The organism is Nevskia sp. (assembly GCF_051860985.1).
GTDB lineage: Bacteria > Pseudomonadota > Gammaproteobacteria > Nevskiales > Nevskiaceae > Nevskia.
The window spans coordinates 210,867-229,216 of record NZ_JBIMKV010000003.1 but is presented as its reverse complement, the minus strand read 5'-3'; the positions used below and the strand labels follow the sequence as shown (position 1 = coordinate 229,216).

9 protein-coding genes and 2 tRNA genes are annotated in these 18,350 nt (G+C 69.2%); 6 read left to right on the top strand and 5 right to left on the bottom strand.

All coding sequences use genetic code 11. The annotated features are described in order from the left end of the window. Window positions 1-19 precede the first annotated feature (19 nt). The 6 genes from ACTIGJ_RS04645 to ACTIGJ_RS04620 all read left to right on the top strand — a co-directional run bounded on the left by ACTIGJ_RS04645 (window position 20) and on the right by ACTIGJ_RS04620 (window position 16,347). Window positions 20-12,019 carry a filamentous haemagglutinin family protein gene (locus tag ACTIGJ_RS04645; protein WP_439639113.1) on the top strand — a complete coding sequence of 4,000 codons (12,000 nt, stop codon included), beginning with the start codon at window positions 20-22 and terminating at the stop codon, window positions 12,017-12,019. A 155-nt stretch (window positions 12,020-12,174) separates the two neighbouring features. Then, the gene (locus ACTIGJ_RS04640; RefSeq protein ID WP_439639112.1) at window positions 12,175-12,570 is read left to right on the top strand and encodes a CsgE family curli-type amyloid fiber assembly protein; all 396 of its coding nucleotides are present in this window, start codon (window positions 12,175-12,177) and stop codon (window positions 12,568-12,570) included. Between the two features lie 39 nt (window positions 12,571-12,609). Next, the gene (locus ACTIGJ_RS04635; RefSeq protein WP_439639111.1) at window positions 12,610-13,035 is read left to right on the top strand and encodes a curli assembly protein CsgF; all 426 of its coding nucleotides are present in this window, start codon (window positions 12,610-12,612) and stop codon (window positions 13,033-13,035) included. A gap of 53 nt (window positions 13,036-13,088) precedes the next feature. Then, a complete protein-coding gene (locus ACTIGJ_RS04630) occupies window positions 13,089-14,339 on the top strand; it encodes a hypothetical protein (protein ID WP_439639110.1) in 1,251 nt (416 codons plus the stop codon). A 92-nt stretch (window positions 14,340-14,431) separates the two neighbouring features. Further along, a complete protein-coding gene (locus tag ACTIGJ_RS04625; RefSeq protein ID WP_439639109.1) occupies window positions 14,432-15,628 on the top strand; it encodes a CsgG/HfaB family protein in 1,197 nt (398 codons plus the stop codon). After that, window positions 15,625-16,347 (top strand): hypothetical protein, encoded by a 723-nt coding sequence (locus ACTIGJ_RS04620; RefSeq protein ID WP_439639108.1) that lies wholly within the window; start codon window positions 15,625-15,627, stop codon window positions 16,345-16,347. The genes ACTIGJ_RS04625 and ACTIGJ_RS04620 overlap by 4 nt, the downstream gene beginning before the upstream one ends. 45 nt (window positions 16,348-16,392) lie before the next feature. Here the strand turns inward: ACTIGJ_RS04620 and ACTIGJ_RS04615 are convergent, their stop codons facing one another. From ACTIGJ_RS04615 to ACTIGJ_RS04595, 5 genes are all read right to left on the bottom strand, one after another. Then, a complete protein-coding gene (locus ACTIGJ_RS04615) occupies window positions 16,393-16,764 on the bottom strand; it encodes a hypothetical protein (protein WP_439639107.1) in 372 nt (123 codons plus the stop codon). A 306-nt stretch (window positions 16,765-17,070) separates the two neighbouring features. Beyond that, window positions 17,071-17,143, bottom strand: a tRNA-Arg gene (locus ACTIGJ_RS04610). Between the two features lie 31 nt (window positions 17,144-17,174). Next, a tRNA-Leu gene (locus tag ACTIGJ_RS04605) sits at window positions 17,175-17,259 on the bottom strand. Between the two features lie 90 nt (window positions 17,260-17,349). Then, window positions 17,350-17,775, bottom strand: a complete 426-nt coding sequence (dksA, locus tag ACTIGJ_RS04600) for an RNA polymerase-binding protein DksA (RefSeq protein ID WP_439639106.1) — start codon at window positions 17,773-17,775, stop codon at window positions 17,350-17,352. Between the two features lie 176 nt (window positions 17,776-17,951). Further along, complete coding sequence (locus ACTIGJ_RS04595) at window positions 17,952-18,323, bottom strand: histone-like protein 2 (RefSeq protein WP_439639105.1); 372 nt, start codon at window positions 18,321-18,323, stop codon at window positions 17,952-17,954. Window positions 18,324-18,350: the final 27 nt, after the last annotated feature.

The following is an 18,350-nucleotide window of genomic DNA, read 5'->3' as shown; positions in this document are numbered from 1 at the left end:
CTACGTCCGAGTGCGCGCCATGACCCGTTCCCGCCGTTCGCTGTCGCTGCCGACCGCTGCGCCGTTGCTGCTGTCGCTGCGCGGCCGTCTTCGCTGGCTGGCGCTGCAGGGCCTGATCGGCGCGCCGGTCGGCCTCGGGCTGGCGCTGCCTGGCGATGCCGGCGCGGCCGGCTTCGGCACCGCCCAGTGGTTCGGCCAGGCGGGGGCAACACCGGTGACCGGCGGCCGGCCAGCCAGCACCGGCCTGCCGACCGGTGCGGCCGATGGTCTGGGCGGCGTGATCACGCCGGACCAGGCGCGGCTGCGCGCCGATCGCTCGCTGCGCGATCTGAACCGCTCGCTGGAGCAGATCAACGTCGCCCGCCGCGACCAGCAGCTGGCCGCACAGGCAGCGCTGTCGCTGAACTCAGATATCCCCGACGGCCACGTCGCCGGCGGCCTGCTGGAAGTGCAGGAAGCGGTGGTCCAGCGCAGCGACGGCCAGGGCTGCATCAACGCCGCAGCCTGCCTGTGGGTGAACGCCGAGCTGCCGGTGGCCACGGTCGACAACGGCCATCACACGGTCACCGTCGCGCAGACCGACAGCAAGGCGATCCTGACCTGGGATTCGCTGCGCGTCGGCCGCAACACCACCTTGCACATTGACCAGCGCGCTGGCACCCAGAGCGATGGCCGCAACGACTGGGTGGCGCTGAACCGGGTCAAGCCGGGCGCCGAGCCGACCGTCGTGCAGGGCCAGATCAAGGCCGAAGGCACGGTCTACCTGATCAACCAGAACGGCGTGCTGTTCGGCGCCGGCAGCCAGGTCAACGTCAATTCGCTGCTGGTCTCGACCCTGCCGCTGTACCAGACCGGTCCTGTCACCAGCCTGGCCGAGACCAGCGCCGTGCAGCTCGATGCCAGCAACCGCCTGTTCCTGAGCACCGGGCTGACCTCGGTCGGCACCGGCACCGCCAATGGCAACGCGCTGGGCATCGCCGACGCCGGCAACCTCAGCATCGAGACCGCCGCGCAACTCGATGCCGTGCTGCCGGCCGACATCCGCATCGAGCGTGGCGCGACGATCTCGGTGAACCAGGAAGGTTTTGCGCTGATCGCCGCGCCGAACATCCACCAGGCCGGCCGCATCGCCGCCACCGACAGCCAGGTGGTGCTGGCCGCCGGCATCGGCGTGACCTTGACCAACAACAGCGGCGGACGCGGCTTCACCACCGCCACCGGCGGCCGGATCAGCGACCGCAGCAACGGCGGCGCCGACATCACGCCGACCTTCGCGATCGACAACACCGGCATCGTCGAGTCGCTGCGCGGCAGTCTGACGATGCGCGCCACCCGCATCGAGCAGGACGGCGTGCTGCTGTCGACCACCAGCGTGTCGCGGCCGGGCAGCATAGACCTGCTGGCCCGCGACCAGGCCGGCACCCTGCGCTACGGCGCGGTCGGCATCGGCGCCGGCGCGCTGACGGCGATCCTGCCGGATGACGCCACCGCCGCTACCGACACCACCAACTCCACCGACAGCGCCGACGCGCTGTTCCGGCCGCTCGGCATCACCATCGGCGGCGCGGCGATCACGCTGGCTTCCGGCGCCTTGCTGGAAGCGCCGGGCCACAAGGTCAGCCTGACCGCCGTGGCCGAGAACGACGCGGCGGTATCGGCCGCCGGCCTGCGCGATGGCGAGATCGCCGGCCGCGTCTATCTGGACCGCGATGCGGTGATCGACGTCGCCGGCCTGTCCGACGTGCGGGTGCCGCTCGCCAACGTGCTGGTGCGCGTGCCGCGTCTGGGCCTCAACGAACTGGCCGATTCGCCGCTGCAGCGCAACGGCCTGCTGTTCGGCAGCGCCGTGGTCATCGACAGCCGGCTGTCCGGCGTCCGCGACGATGGCGTTGCCTGGGTCGGCACGCCGCTGGCGAACGTCGCCGGCTATGTCGAGCAGATCTCGCGCAGCGTTCGCGAGCTGCTCTCGGATGCCGGCGACATCAGCCTGATCGGCGGCGAAGTGATCGGCCGCGAGAACTCGGTGCTGAACCTCAGCGGCGGCTACATCCACTACCTCGGCGGCCGCCTCGACAGCACCCGGCTGGTCACCGCCAGCGGCTCGGTGGTCGACATCGGCAACGCCGATCCGAACGTTCGCTATGTCGGTTTCGCCGGCCAGACCGTCGAGGCGCATCCGCGCTGGAATCTCGACCGCCGCTTCGTCAATCCGCTGCTCAGCGCCGTGCTCGGCAGCCGCTACGAGGCCGACGACATCTGGGGCGGCGATGCCGGCGTGCTGACCATCGCCAGCCAGCGCGGCAGCCTGCTCGGCTCGACGGTCGAAGGTCGTGCGCTGGCCGGTCGCCAGCAGGTGCTGAGCCGGCAGCAGCCGCTCGGCGGCGGTGTGACCTTCGGCGGCAACATCGGCAGCCAGATCTATCCGGGCAGCAGCCCGGCGACGGCGGGGCTGAGCTACCGGCTGGCCGAGCGGCTGCCGGGCGATCCGTTTGGCGCCGGCTTCACCGCCGGCACTGCGCTGGCGCCGCGCGGCGCCGATGCCGGCAACCGCGACGACAGCGGCTGGTGGGTGACGGTGCCGGTCGCGACTTTGCGCGACGGCGGCATCAGCCGGCTCAAGGTGCTGGCCGACCTGCCGGAAGCCGTCGACCTCGGCGGCGAGATCGTCGTCGAAGCCGGCACCCGCGTCGCCGTGCCGGCCGGCGGCAGCATCGAGCTGAGCGGTTCGCGGCTGCGTGTGGAAGGCGAGCTGACTGCCCATGGCGGCAGCATCACCTTGCAGGCCACCGGCCGCAGCTACAACGCCGGCAGCACCACCGCCGCGCAGACCGCCGCCGACCAGGAATCGGCGCGCGGCGACATCGTGATCGCCGACGGCGCGACGCTCGACGTCTCCGGCCTCTACGTCAACGATGCCGGTGCGGCCGCCGACGCCGTGCACGGCGATGCCTGGATCAACGGCGGCAGCATCCGCCTGACCACCTTGCAAAGCTCGCAGCCGTCTCGGCTCGGCACCGACCGCAATGGCGACGAGCAGATCGATGTCATCGACCTGACCGGCAGCATCCGCCTCGCAGCCGGCTCGACGCTCGACGCCCGCTCCGGCGTCTGGCTGCGGCCGGACGGGCTGCTGCAGCGGGATGTCAACGAGGTCGCGCTCGGCAACGGCGGCAGCATCGCGTTGCGGACCTACGTGGCGCCGCAGGTGCCGTTCGGCCGCGATCCGCTGCTGGCGCTGCCGACCGTGCTGCCCTCGGCCGCCGGCGGCCTGCTGCTCGACGGCCGGCTGCTCGGCTTCGGCTTCAACCACGGCGCCAGCCTGCTGCTGCGTGCCGCCGAGTTCCAGATCGGCGGCACCTTGGCGGCCGATCGGACCTGGGCGACCGCGCTGGCGCCGTCGCTGTTCACCGACAACGGCTTCGGCCGCATCGAGCTGCAGGCGCTCTACGACGCCCGCGTCGCCGACAACACCGTGCTGCAGCTGCAGCAGCGCAACCTGCTGCCGGTGGCGGGCGGCGACGGCCGTCTGGCGCTGTTCAAGCTGCCGACCGGCACGGCGCTGGATGCGCTGCAGGCACGCGGCGCGATCTCCACCGGCCTGCTCGATGACTTCCGCCGGCGGCCGGTGGATCTGGTCATGAACGCGGGCGAGTACCTGAGCTGGGGTCAGCGTGATCCGCTGGACCCGAACCGCATCAGCGCGCCGGACCTGAGCGCGGCCGGCATCACCGGCACATTGAGCATCGGCCTCGGCGCCCGCGTGCTCGGCGATCCGGGTGCGAACATGAGCTTCGGCTCGCTGAACCAGCTGACCGTGCTCGGCAGCCTGGTCGCACACGGCGGCAAGATCAGCTTGAGCATCGACACCGCGCGCGGCGGCTATGCGCAGAACCCCGGCTTCGTCTCGGACGGCAACGCCTACAGCACCGCCGGCAAGTCGATCTGGCTCGGGCCGGACAGCCTGATCGATGTCTCCGGCATCGCCGTGATCGATCGCAGCAGCGCGGCTGCGCTGGCCGGCACCGATGTCGCCGGCCGCGTGCTCGGCGGCGGCGAGGTCACGCTGAGTGCCGACAGCGGCATGGTCATCGCGGTCAGCTGCACCGATCTGGCCGACTGCCCCGGCAGCGGGCCGGCGCTGGCCGGCGGATCGTCGAAGCCAACCGCCAGCGACCAGCCGACCGGGCCGATGCCGTCGTTCGGCGACAACAGTGGCGGCGGCACTGGCGGCGGCGGAGGCGGCTCCGGCGGCACCGACCCGCAGTTCCCGGTGGTCCGCCAGGCGACGATCAACCTGTCCGGCACCGAGGCCACGGTCGGCGTGCTGTTCCCGTGCACGCGATTGCCGCTCGGCACGGCGTTGTTCAGCGATGGCGGCAGCCTGCGCATCGGCGCCGGCACCGGCCTGTACTTCGATGCCCGGCTGCTGGCCGATGGCGGCAGCCCGCAGGCACGCGGCGGCACTCTGGCGGTGACGCCGCTGATCGGCCGGCTTGGCAGCAGCAACGGCTTCGATGGCGCCACGCGGCTGCAGTTGTCGGCGCGGCCGGCCGCACTGCCGGCGGCACTGAAGCTGCCCGGCCAGCCGCTGAACAGCGATCCGGCGGCGCAGCCGGAGGGCGTGATCCGCTTCGGCGTCTCGGTGCTCGATGGCGCCGGCTTCGACAACCTGATTCTCGGCAGCGATCCGCTGCTGATCGCCGACAACGATCCGGTGCCGATCGACATCATCGACAGCCTGAACATCACCGTCGGCCGCTCGATCAGCATCAACACCTTGCACCTGAACGCCCGGCCGCTGAACGCCGATGGCAGCGCCAGCGACGCCGGGCTGGAGATCGGCCTGAACGCGCCGTATGTGTCGCTGCACGGTTACCGGCAGGGCGGCATCTACGAGGAAACCGCGAACTGGCAGCCAGCCAAGGGCGATGCGCGGCTGAACATCAACGCCACGGCGATCGACATCGGCGGCCATCTGGCGCTGGACGGCTATCGCAAGGTCGACCTGTTCGCCCGCGAGGACATCCGCTTCGTCACGCCGCCGGCCTACAGCAACATCCTCGGCAACAGCCTGCGCTACGAAACGGTGCCGGCCGTGCTGCAGGTGTCGGCCGACATCGAGCTGTCCGCCGGCCGCCTGTATCCGGCCACCGGCAACAGCGCCTACATCATCGCCAACAACGCTTCGCTGTTCGGCACCGGCCGCTCCACCGCCAGCGTCAGCTTCAAGCTGGCGGCCGGCGCGCGGGCCACGCCGCTGTCGGTCGGCGGCCGGCTGGTGGTGATGGCCGACGAGATCCGCCAGGACGGCGCGCTGTACGCGCCGGGCGGACAGATCTACCTCGGCGTCGCCAAGGACGCCGACGACTTCAGCAACTTCGCGCTGCTGCAGTACCCGACCGGCGGTGGCGACACCGGCTTCCTGCTGCCGGTGCCGACCCGCAAGGTGACGCTGTCGGACGGCAGCATCACCTCGGTGTCGCTCGATCGCCTGACCGTGCCCTACGGCCGCACGCTGGACGGCCAGAACCTGTTCTTCAACGGCACCGGCAACCGCGATGCCCGCGTCGACGAGCTGCTGCAGTCGCCGGAAAAGGTCATCGGCATCACCGGTGCCGATGTCCGCGTCAACGATCTCGCCCAGATCAACCTGCGCGGCGGCGGCGATCTGATCGCCTCCGAATGGGTGGCCGGCACCGGCGGCTCCCGCGATCTGCTGTCGAGCGAGAACCTCCGCTTCGTCAACGGCGTTGCCACCCCGGTGCCGCTGTATGCCGACGGCCGCCCGGTCTACGCGATCGTGCCGGGTTACGCCGGCCTGGCGCCGTTCGATCCGCAGTTCCTGTCTGATCCGCTGATCGGCCAGTCGGTGCATCTCAATGGCGCGGCGGGCCTGCCGGCCGGCGACTACGTGCTGCTGCCGGCCGCCTACGCCCTGCTGCCGGGCGCCTATCGCGTGGTGCAGGACACCCGGATCGAGGCGCTGGATGCCTTGTCCGACTTCACGCCGGGCCGGCTTGCCGATGGCAGCCTGCAGGCCACGGGCTATTTCCGCGACACGCTGACCGGCGCCCGCGATGCCCGCAGCACCGTGTTCCAGGTGCAGGCCGCGCCGGTCTGGCAGCAGTACTCCGAGTACGCGCTGACCAGCCTGAACACCTATTTCAGCGACCGCGCTGCCGCCGACAACACGCTGCTGCGCGCGCCGGGCGACGCCGGCAAGCTGTCGCTGCTGGCCGGCCAGTCGCTGGCGCTGAATGGCCGCATCGTCGCTGGTGCGCCGACCGGGCTGGCCGGCGCCGAGCTGCAGATTGCCGCGCCGCGCCTGCAGGTGATCAGCGGCAGCGCCACCGCCACCGATGGCTATGTGAGCTTGAGCGCCGAGCGCCTGAACGCGATCGGCGCCTCGCGCATCGTGCTCGGCGCCACCAGCATCGATTTCGCCGGCGTCATCGAAAGCTTCAACGTGATCGCCAACGATCTCGACATCGCCACACTCGGCACTGCGCTGCAGGCGGGCGAGATCGTGCTGGCCGCCAACCAGCCGGCTGCCGGCAACGGCATCACCGTGCGCGCCGGGGCCGGGCTGCAGGCGGTCGGCAACGCCACCGGCCGCGATGGCCGGCTGATCACCATCGGCACGCTGCCGAGCAGCTTCGACGAGGAAACCGGCGCGCCGCTCGATGCCGTCAGCGGCGATGGCGCCTTCCTGCAGGTGTCGGTCAACAACGCCAATGTGCCGAGCCGCGATTACGTGCCGGGGCAGACCTATGTCGATGTCGACGGCCTGCCGCGCACGGTGCCGGGCACCGCGATCGGCACGCTGCGGATCGGCGATGGCGCGCGGCTGATCGCGCCCGGTTCGCTGACCCTGGAAGCTGCCGGCCTCATCAACCTGGCCTCGACCACGGTGCTCGACAGCCCGGCGCTGACCGTGGCGCTGCCGCGCATCGTCATCGGCAATGCCACCGGCGCTGGCGTGGTCAGCGACGGCGCGTCGCTGCGGCTGGGCGGCGCGATCCTCGACGAGATCGCCGGCATCGCCTCGGTGAGCCTGATCGGCAGCCAGTCGATCCGCTTCGACGGCGACAGCCGGCTGCGCGCCGGCCGCGAGCTGGTGCTCGACACCGGCCTGCTGATCGGCGGCAGCGGCAGCGCGCGGCTGGAGGCCGGTGCGATCCGTTTCGTCAACACGGAAGATTCCGAAGCGCTGGCGACGGCCGCCCTCGGCAGCGGCACGCTGCTGGCCGTGGCCGATCGCGTGCTGTTCTCCAGCAGCCGCGATTTCGCCAGCCTGCAGCTGACCAGCAACCAGGTGTTCTCCGGCTTCGCGCGCATCGATCTCGACGCCCGCCAGGCGGTGATCGCCGATGGCGACGGCCGCATCGATTTCGGCAGCGCCGCCATCGGGCTGGACATGCCGCGCTTCGCCAGCCGCAGCAATGCCGACCTGCGGCTGACCACGCTCGGCACGCTGACCGCCCGCGACAGCCATGCTGCGTCGATGGCTGCGCCGGACCTCGGCCTCGGCGCGCGAGTCGCGATCGACGCCGCTGCGATTGACTGGAACACCGGCCTCGACGTGCGCAGCGGCCAGATCCGCCTGAGCGCGACGGCCGGCGATCTGCTGCTTGGCAACGCGGCGCGGCTCGATGCCTCCGGCAGCGTCCGCAGCCTGTTCGATGCCACGGTCGCCACCGGTGGCGGCAGCCTGCGGCTGGAAGCGGCCAGCGGTGACATCGGCGTGGCCAGCGGCGCAGTCCTGGATGTTTCGGCGCCGGTGATCCCGGCGGGTGCGACTGGCGCGGTGAAGGTCGACGCCGGCCAGATCGAACTGCTGGCGACGCAGGGCGAGATCGCCGTCGACGGCCGCCTGATCGGCCGCCAGAGCGGCAGCGGTGCGCATGCCGCGCTCGGACTCGACAGCGGCGGCGCGATCGATCTCGACCGCCTGGCCGCGCAGATGGCCGACGGCGGCATCGACGGCGCGCTGGACGCGCGCAGCCGCAGCGGCAACCTGCAGCTGTCGGCAGGACAGCAGCTGCGCGCGCAGGCCGTGCATCTGGTGGCCGACAGCACCGCCGACGGCGAAGGCCGGATCCGCATCGACGGCAGCATCGACGCGCGCGGCAGCGCCGGTGGCGAGATCCTGCTCGACGGCCAGCAAGGGGTGGCGATCGCCGGCAGCCTGCTGGCCAGCGGCAGCGCCGCCGACCAGCGCGGCGGCCGCATCGAACTGGCCGTGGGCAGCCGCAGCGATGGCGGCTTCGACAGCCGCTACGGCTACCAGACCGTGCTGCGCGACGGCGCCGCGACGATCTCGCTGGACCGCGACGCCGTGATCGACGTGCGCGGCGGCAGCGCCGGCGGCCACAGCGGCGGAACGCTGCTGCTGCGCCTGCCGCTGCTCGCCGACGGCGGCATCGGCCTGGACATTGCGCCGGGCGCGCAGCTGCTGGGCGCGGCGCAGCCGACCATCGAGGCCTATGCCCGCTGGGATGCGGCCGATGCGATCGGCAGCACGCCGCATTTCGACGGCGTGCTCGACCCGGCCGGCAGCAGTGGCGTCGCCGGCCGCGCCAGCTTCGTCACTGACACCTTGACGGCCTTCATCCGCGACCCCGGCTTCAGCTTCGGCACCGCAGCCTTGCCGGGCGCCGGCTGGCGTAGCCGGGTCGGCATCGACCTGATCAACAGCAGCAGCACGATCAACGGCGGCGGCATCACCGTTGCCAGCGCCTGGAATCTGGCGGCCGGCAGCCTCGACGCCGATGGCCGGCCGCAGCTGCTGCTGCGCACCGATGGCGTGGCACCGGCGATCAGCCTGCGCGCGCTCGGCGACGTGCGCATGGACGCCAGCCTGAGCGACGGCTTCTTCCAGTTCGTCAATCCGTTCCGGCCAGCGGCGGGGCTCGACAACCGGGTGTCGCCGGGCGGGCTCGCCGGCAATCCGCTGCCGCTGCACACGGCCTCGCTGCTCGGCCTGGTGGCGGGCGCCGATGGCGTGCTGCAGCCCTACGATTCGAGCAGCTTCCGGCTGGTGGCCGGCGCTGATCTCGACAGCGCCGATCCGCTGGCGCGGCTGGACCGCTTCCACTCCTCGGCCGATGTGCTGATCGCCGGCAACACGCGGGCGGCCTCGCCGGTACAGCCGGAACTGAGCTTCGTGATGCCGACCCTGCTGCGTACCGGCGTCGGCCGTATCGACATCGCCGCCACCGGCGACCTGCAACTGCTGGATGCCGACGCGCCGGGCGCGATCTACACGGCCGGCTATGCCGGCGTGCCGGTGGGCGGCCTGCCGGGCGCGGCCAGGCTGTTGACGGTGGCGGCCGGGCAGGCACCGGTGATCGACAGCGGCGTCGCGCAGCCGACCGGCGCCGGCGATCTGCGCATCCGCACCGGCGGCGACATCGCCGGCATCACCCGGGTCGTCGACACCGATGGCAGCCGTACCGGCAGCGCCGGCACCGACCTGAGCCAGTACTGGTGGCCGTGGCTGCAGGGCAGCTGTCTGGTGACCACCGAGGGTTGCAACGCGGCGGCGCGTTCGTCGCTGAACTTCGGCATGTTCGCGCAGGGCGTGATGAGCGTCGGCGGCAATGTCGACATCGTCGCTGGCGGCAGCATCCGCGAGCTGTCGGTGTCGCTGCCGACCACCTATCGCCTCGACCCGGACGCGGCCGATGGCTTCCAGCGCTTCGGCGGCGGCAAGCTCCGCCTTGAAGCGGGTGATGACTGGCTGGGCGGCTCTGCCTTCGTCGCCGCCGGCAGCGCCCATCTGAAGGCCGGCGGCCGTATCGGCGCCGGTGGCTTCGATGCGCCGGTGATCGGCCTGCAGGACGCGCAGGTGGATGTCGTGGCCGGCCGCGCGCTGGTGCTTGGCGGCGCGTTCAACCCGTCCTACCTGTTCCAGAACTTCGATTCGCAGGCCTACAGCACCGATTCCGCGCTGAACGTGCAGGCGGTCAGTGGCAACCTGAGCTTCGGCAGCCTGCAGACGACGCCGGGTGCGGCTTACGGCAGCAACCTCGACGCCGGCATCGGCGCGGTGGTGCAGGACGGTCTGCCATACCTGCTGCCGTCGACCGTGCGGCTGACGGCCGGGCAGGGCAGCCTGCGCGTGCTGCGTTCGGGCGAGCTGTTCCCGTCGCCACTCGGCCAGCTGAGTCTGCTGGCGCAGGGCGATGTGGTGCTGTCGGCGCCGGTCAACAATGCCTTCCTCGGCCTGATCGATGCGCCGCTGGCGGTGCTGCCGTCGGTGCTGAATCCGCTGACGATCGCCAGCGTGCAGCCGAGCTTCATCCGCTTCGGCCTGCAGTCCGACCTGCGCCTGCACAGCCCGGACGCGCTGCACGCACGCGATGCCGAGCCGCTGCGCATCTACAGCGAGCAGGGCGATCTGATCGACGGCGATGCGCGGCGCAACTACGGCGGCGCGCTGCGCGTGGCCAGCACCAAGGCCGCGCAGCTGCGCGCCGGTCGCGACATCGTCAACCTGCATTTCAGCGGCCAGAACCTGTATCGCAGCGATGTCACGCTGATCGCCGCCGGCCGTGATCTCTACGAGCCGCGCCTCGAACAGGGCCAGTCGATCCCGACCTTGGAACTGGGCGGCCCCGGCACGCTGACCCTGACCGCCGGCCGCGACATCGGCCCGCTGACCTCGGCCAACGATGCGCGGGCGCTGGGCTATCTGACCATCAACGGCCCGCAGTACCCCGGCATCCGCACGATCGGCAATCTGGCCAACGCCTACCTGCCGCGTGAAGGCGCCAGCATCGACATCCGCTACGGCATTGCCGGCGGTGTGAAGGTCGATGCCTTCGCCGAGGCCTACATCAACCCGGCGGTGCTGCACGATCCGCTGAACCCGGCCGATCGGCTGGGCACGCCGGACTACAGCGCCAAGCTGGTGGCCTTCGTGCGCCAGCTGCTGATCGACGATGCCGCGCGCAGCGGCCAGCCGCAGCCGGCAACGCTCGATGCGCTGACGCCGGAAGCTGCGTGGACGGCGTTCCAGGGCCTGGCGGCGGTGCAGCGCGAGCGCTTCGTCAGCGCCGTGTTCCTGGACCTGCTCGATCAGGTCGGCCTCGATTACAACGGCATCGGCCGCACCGTGGTCGACCGCGCGCATCCGGACGGCGTGCGCTATTCGGTCGACAACATCCGCTTCCTCGGTCAGTACGGCCGCGGCTACGAAGCGATCGAAACGTTGTTTCCGGCGGCGGCCGGCTACACCGAGAACGACCTCGGCGGCAGCCGCAACGGCGCGCTCCGCCAGCGCCGCACCGGCGAGCTGGACGTGCGCGGCAGCACGGTGCAGACGCAGTTCGGCGGCGATCTGTCGATCCTCGGCCCCGGCGGACGCATTCTGGTTGGCAGCGCCTCGGCACCGCCGTTCGCACCAGCCACGGCGACGACCGCTGCGGTCGGCCCGAACGCGCAGGGCCTGCTGACCTTGCAGGGCGGTTCGATCCGCGTGTTCGCCGATGACAGCGTGCTGCTGGCGCAGAGCCGCATCTTCACGCAGCAGGGCGGCGACATCCTGATCTGGAGTTCCAACGGCGACATCAATGCCGGCAAGGGCGCCAAGACCAGCTCCGAAATTCCGCCGCTGCAGACGCGCTGCAATGACGATCTGTTCTGCCTGATCGACGCCGGCTCGCAGGTCAGCGGCGCCGGCATCGCCGCGCTGCAGAGCAAGCCGGACGCGCCCGCCGGCTCGGCGAACCTGATCGCCCCGGTCGGCACCGTCGATGCCGGCGATGCCGGCATCCGGGTCAGCGGCAATCTGAACGTCGCCGCGCTGCAGGTCGCCAACGCCGACAACATCCAGGTCAGCGGCAGCAGTGTCGGCGTGCCGACCGCGCTGGTCGATACCGGCACCGCAGCGGCCGCCGCCGCTGGCGCCGCAGCGGCCAGCGCCACGGCTGCGCAGGTGGCCGATGCGGCACGCGGCAACAACGCGCCGGAGTACGAGTTGTTCGTCGAGGTGCTGGTGTCCGACGGGCCGTGATGCAGGACACGGCGCGCCAGCGGATTGGCGCGCCGTTATTTCGTCAAATTGCCACGGTGGTGAAACAGAGCGCGTTTACATTTCCTTCAACAGATCGGGTGGAGTGAAGCGCGCAGTGGATCGGCTCCCGTCACCGAAATGCATCGAGTAGAGCCATGAAGTGGGGATGGGGAATCGGGTTGGTGCTGGGCCTGTCGATGTCGAGGCCGTTGCGGGCTGCGGATATCGACATTCCGGGCCTGCTGCTGAACGAGACAAGAACGTTCGCCGGCAATCAGTTCTTCACCGCGTTCGCATCGGCCTGGCAGGCCTATGACCCGAATGGTGTCTACACGCTGGTGATGCGCGAGCGCCCGACCGGGCGCACGGTCAGCCAGATCTCGGTGCTGCGGAACGGCGTGGTGATGTTCCAGCGCTACATCGGCATCAACGCGCGTGCGGCCGAGCGGGCGGGGCGGGATGCCTCGGCAGCGGTGTTCCAGTCGCTGATGTCGGCCGAACTCGACCGGCAGCTGGTCGACCCTGATCTGGGCGCGGACGAATTCCGCTAGCGCCGGCAACCAACGATTCTGGATTGACGTGGACCTTGCATGAAGAAGCTGAGTGTCGTCGTGGTCATCGCAGCAAGCCTGGTGGCGGCGGGTGCCGCACTGGCCGGGCCGCTGGTCTACCAGCCGGTCAACCCATCGTTCGGCGGCAATCCTTTGAACGGCACCGTGCTGCTCAACGAGGCGCAGTCACAGAACAACTACACGGCTCCGGTGCGCAAGCTGAGCCCTGCCGACCGGCTGGCCAATTTTCAACAGAATCTACAGAACGCGATCCTGAGCAGAGTCCAGTCGGCGGTGCTATCCAAGATCGTCGGCGTCGACGGTGGACTGATACCCGGCACCGTCGAAACCCAGGACTACATCATCACCGTGGTGGACAACGGCGGCACCGTGACCGTCACCACCACTGATCGCACCACAGGTCAAACGAGCACGTTTGAAATCGGCAGCACCACCGATCCGTAAGCGACAACGAGCAGCACGACGTCATTGATCAGGTTTCATTCCGGGAGAACTCCATGTTGAAGAAGAATGCAATTGCGGTGGTGCTGGGCGCGATGTTCGCGGTGCCCGCGATCGCCGATGACACCGCTTCCGAAGCGGTCATCTACCAGTACGACCAAGCCGGCGCCACGGCGTCGATCAACCAGGTGCTGAACGAAGGCCTGCCGCAGGCGGCTGCCATCATCCAGAGCGACAGCAAGGACGGCGTCGACGACGCCAGCGATTCGCTGAACTACGCGGCCGTGATCCAGGGCGTGATCGAGACCGGCGACGGCGGCGTATCCGTCGACTCCACCGGCCTGGCGGCAACCAACGCCGGAACCGACATCCTCAGTGGCATCACCGGCGCCAACGATTTCCTCGATCCGGTGCTGGTCCAGCCGGACGACAACTTCACCGGCGCCACGCCGTACACCTACGAGCTGCTCGGTCAGGCCTCGAACAACTACGGCATCATCCTGCAGGACAGCCAGTCGGAGTCGCAGGCGATCATCGTGCAGTCGACCAGCGATGTCGCCGACTCGATCATCCCGAACCAGAACTCGCTGCTCAGCGACTCGGGCATCCCGGCCAACGACAGCGCCACCTACGTGGCGCCGACCGCCGATGGCGTGGTCGCCTCGACGTTCTATGACGCGGTGCTCGACACCGAAGTGCTCGCCACCTTCAGCGGCGGCGAACTGCTGGTCAGCGGCCTGACCGACGTCACCGTCGGCGATGGCCTGTTCGCCGAGCCGAGCACCAGCGAAGGCAATCTGGCGTTCATCCGCCAGGGCGCCCATCTGGAGTTCAGCAACCTGAACGCCGGCACCGGCGACATCGACGTCGATGACGATTTCGATGGCAGCGACGTGGCGCTGAACCTGGCGGCGATCATCCAGTCGGCCACCAATTCGTACGCGCAGATCGGCCAGCAGGGCCAGCGCAACAGCTCGGCGATCCTGCAGAACGACGGCAGCAGCGCGGTCGGCAACAACGCCGCCGAATCGTTCCAGTACACCGGCGACGAAGGCGCGCCGAGCGACGAGTTCTCGCTGATCGCGCAGGTCGGCGGCTTCAACGTCGCGCAGACCTACCAGGCCGGCAGCTTCAATACCTCGTACGTCTATCAGAACGGTGACGGCAACGTGTCGGTGGTCGACCAGTCGGGTCTGCTGGATGGCGCGACGCAGGCGGTGGCCTTCGTCTACCAGTCGAATGCCGGCGAAGGTGCCGACATCAACACCGGCAACTACGCCAGCGTCTATCAGCACCTCGTGCCGTAAGGCATCGCGTCAAGCTGTTCCTTGCAGCGCTCCCCCGGCGATGGCCGGGGGAGCCGCTTGTCGTTTTTCAGGTCTCTGCCCAGAAGCTTTCCATGCGCAATTCGGTACTCGCCGCTGTCCTCGCCTGCGTCTTTGTCAGCGCCTGCGGCCCGCTCGGCACGCGACCGGAAACCACGCTCCGTCGCGCCTCGCTCGAACCGGCGACCAACCTGACCGATGATCTGATCAGCCTGCCGCGGCCGAAGGGACGCATTCCGGCGGCCGTGTATGCGTTCCGCGACCAGACCGGCCAGTACAAGCAGGCGCCCGACAGTTCGCTGTCGACCGCCGTCAGCCAGGGCGGGGCGTCGATGCTGGTCAAGGCGATGAACGATTCCGGCTGGTTCACTGCGGTGGAGCGCGAAGGCCTCCAGGATCTGTTGACCGAGCGCAAGATCCTGCGCGCGATCGACCAGCCGGACGACAAGTCCGGTGCCAAGGGCAGTGTCGGGCCGGGCACCGGCGCAGAATTGCCGTCGCTGATGCCGGCCCGGGTGCTGCTGCAGGGCGCCATCGTCGGCTACGACTTCAACGTCTCCACCGGCGGTCTCGGCGTGAAGTACCTGGGGATCGGTGCGTCCGAGCAGTACCGCAAGGATCAGGTCACCGTGAACCTGCGCGCCATCGACACCAGCAATGGCCGCGTGCTGCACTCCATTTCGACGACCAAGACGGTCTACTCCACCCAGATTCAGCCGGGGGTCTATCGCTTCATCGGTTTCCGCGAACTGCTGGAGGCGGAGGCCGGCTACACCTACAACGAGCCGATCCAGCTGGCGATCCAGGAAGCGATCCAGCAGGCGCTGCTGTCGGTGATCGTCGAAGGTGTGGTTCGCCGCAGCTGGGATCTGGCCGACAACCGCGACCTCGCCAACCCGGTGATCCAGCGGACGCTGGCCGAGTTGAACGGCCGGCGGATCGAAGTCGCCGAACGCGCTCGTGCCGACAACGAACGCAAGCTGGCCCAGGCCGATGCGCAGGACGCTGCCCAGCGTCGCGCCCGCCGCGCGCAGGCCGATCAGGCGGTGACCGGCACCCGCGTTCCGGCCGCCGATGACACCGACGATCGTCGTCCGGCCGCGCCATCAGCCCCTGCAGCTGCACCGGCTCCCGCCGCGTCTACGCCTGAGTCGGTCGACAAGCCGGCGGCAGAGGCGGCATCCCGGTCCCGGCCGACGGCGGCCCGGCGCAGCGCCACGCCGGCGACGCCGCAGGAATCCTTCCATTCGGTGGATCGGGAGGATCGATGAAACGCGCGTGCCGCCTGCTTGATCGGTTTGGGCTGCTGCTGATCGCCGGCAGTCTCAGTGCGCCTGTCGCTGCGCTGCAGCCGGGCAGCATCAGCGAGGCGCAGTCCGCCCAGCATGACTGGATCACGACCAACAACGGCCGCGACGACCAGCAGCGCGATCTGGAAGCGCAGCTGGCTTATGTCGACCAGAACGTGAACTTCGCGATGATCGACCAGCTGGAAGGCGTGCGGAACCGCGCCGAACTGGAGCAGCGCGGCAGCGGCAACCTGGGCCTGATCGCGCAGGGTTTCGGTGACGACAACAGCGCCCGGCTGACGCAGGACGGCGACGACAACCACGCGGTGATCACCCAGGCCGGCCAGCGCAATTTCGTGACCGTGCTGAACCAGACCGGCAGCAGCAACTACGTGAACCTGGTGCAGCAGGGCGACGACAACCGGGCGACGGTCGATCAGCAGGGCAATGGCAACCGGCTGGATCTGCGCCAGCGCGATGCGTTCAACGTCGCCGACATCAGCCAGCATGGCGGCACCGATCTGACCATCGTACAGAGCAATCCCGATGGCAACGTCGCGGCGGTCAACAGCCTGACGCTGCGCAGCTTTACCGAACCGGGCAGCGATCCGCTGATCCGCTCGATGAGCTTCGACGGCCCGCAGGCGCGCGAACTGTTCCTGTGCAACGGCAGCGCTGCCTACTGCGAATCGGTGCGCTGAACGGCGGACAGCTACCCGCCGCTGCAACCAGCCTGCGTCAGGATCTCAGTGTCCGCTCTGGGAAATGAAGGCGACATTGCCGCTGCCGATCTGCACGATGCTCGCGCTGTTGTCGTGCCCGGACTGCAGGATCGTCGCCTGATTGGCGAGCCCGACCTGATTGATCGACGCCGTGTTGTGATCGCCGGTCTGCTGGATGCTGGCGAACTGCAGCGCGCGGGCGATGCCGTCTTCAGCGGCCTGCGCCGAACCGCCGCCGGAAGCGACGGGCACGTCGGCGACGAAGGAAGTCGTTTCCGGAATCTCCGACGGTCCCAGGTCCGGATTCGCTGCCTGTGCAGGCGCGCCGAGCGACAGCCCGAGCATCAGCAGGGAAACAGCCGGCATGGCGATGGCAAGCGAGGTCGAACGAGGCATGGCAGCAATCCCTTGGAAGATGGATTCGCCATCGGCAGGTCAGCGCTGCGCTTGAATGAACAATTGCGAACGGTTGCCTGGAACCGATCGACGGCATCGTCTTCAGCCGATGATCCAGTCACTCGCAGGGCTCGACCGCTCTCCGGGGGGCAACTGCTTCCGCAGTTGCGCGCAATGCTCCCAATTGACGCTCCATCGCACGCACCTGCGGCGCGGCACGCGACGAGCGTTGCGGCTGGCGGCATGAAGAGACAGCCTGGAAGCAGGCCGTACACGCGTCCGAACCTGATTGCAGGGATGCAGGTTTGCCCCGGGCAGGAATCGAACCTGCGACCTACCGCTTAGGAGGCGGTCGCTCTATCCACTGAGCTACCGGGGCATGGCTTGGAAAGGTGCTGCAGTGCCTTAGCTGGTGCGCCCGGCCGGAATCGAACCGGCACGACCGAAGTCACAAGATTTTAAGTCTCGGGCGTCTACCGATTCCGCCACGGGCGCGCGGGCCGGATTGTATCGCCGAAGCGCCCAACAAAAACGCGGCGCCGGATCGGGCTTCGATCCGGCGCCGCGTGATCACCGAACTCGCGGTTACGAGCGATCGCGGAAGTGCGTTTCGACCTTCTCGTCCTGGCCCTTGACGTCCACGCAGACGCTGGCGGTCGGACGGGCGAGCAGGCGAGGGATGCCGATCGGCTCGCCGGTTTTCGTGCAGTAGCCGTACTCCTTGTCGCGGATGCGGCGCATCGATTCGTCGATCTTCCGCAGCAGCATCGATTCGCGCTCGCGCAGGCGCAGGTCGAGCCAGTGCTCTTCCTCGGCGGTGGCGCGATCAGCCGGGTCAGCGAACACTTCGCGCTGATGCAGGCGTTCCTTGACGTCGAGTTCGCGAGCGAGGACTTCCTCGCGCATCTTCAGCAGGCGCTGGCGGAAGAATTCGATCTGCACATCATTCATGTACTCATCGTCCGACATGTTGCGGATGTCGTCGTCGGTGAGGTTCACGACATTGTTCATCGTGGCAGCAGGGGCTTTCGGCGCGCGTGCAGGACGTGCGGGCTTGTCGGTGACCGTGGGGGTCGCCGGTTTGGCGGCTGAGTTTTTTACGGCGACGGCTCGGTTGATGGCGGGACGTCCGGCTGCGGGACTGTTGTCGACTGGCGGCTCGGGGCTGGTACCTGGCTTCTGACTACTTACGGCTTTTTTTTTTCCACGGAGGCCGCCTTGGCGGCCGGCTTCGCTGCCGCTTTCTTGGCGACGACCGGCTTGGCTGCCACCTTATTGGCAACCGCCTTCTTCGCGGCTGCTTTCTTGACGACGGCCTTCTTGACCGCAGCCTTCTTGGCGACCGCTTTCTTCACCGGAGCGGAGGCAGCGACCTTCTTGGCTGCAGGCGCCTTGGCGGCAGCTTTCTTGGCGGCCGGAGGCGACTTGGCCGTGATCTTCTCGATCAGCTTCTTGACCGCCTTGACCGCTTTGGAGCCGGAAGCCGGCTTGGATGCCGATTTTTCGGCAGGCTTGGCTTTCGTCGCAGTCTTTTTGATGGCCACCAGCTTCTCCTGCAATGCGCTCCGGGGACGTAAAATCGGTTC

Bases quoted from the DNA above. Each gene is read 5' to 3' on its own strand.
- ACTIGJ_RS04645 (WP_439639113.1), top strand. From the start codon at position 20: ATGACCCGTTCCCGCCGTTCGCTGTCGCTGCCGACCGCTGCGCCGTTG.
- ACTIGJ_RS04640 (WP_439639112.1), top strand. From the start codon at position 12,175: ATGAAGTGGGGATGGGGAATCGGGTTGGTGCTGGGCCTGTCGATGTCG.
- ACTIGJ_RS04635 (WP_439639111.1), top strand. From the start codon at position 12,610: ATGAAGAAGCTGAGTGTCGTCGTGGTCATCGCAGCAAGCCTGGTGGCG.
- ACTIGJ_RS04630 (WP_439639110.1), top strand. From the start codon at position 13,089: ATGTTGAAGAAGAATGCAATTGCGGTGGTGCTGGGCGCGATGTTCGCG.
- ACTIGJ_RS04625 (WP_439639109.1), top strand. From the start codon at position 14,432: ATGCGCAATTCGGTACTCGCCGCTGTCCTCGCCTGCGTCTTTGTCAGC.
- ACTIGJ_RS04620 (WP_439639108.1), top strand. From the start codon at position 15,625: ATGAAACGCGCGTGCCGCCTGCTTGATCGGTTTGGGCTGCTGCTGATC.
- ACTIGJ_RS04615 (WP_439639107.1), bottom strand. From the start codon at position 16,764: ATGCCTCGTTCGACCTCGCTTGCCATCGCCATGCCGGCTGTTTCCCTG.
- dksA (WP_439639106.1), bottom strand. From the start codon at position 17,775: ATGAACAATGTCGTGAACCTCACCGACGACGACATCCGCAACATGTCG.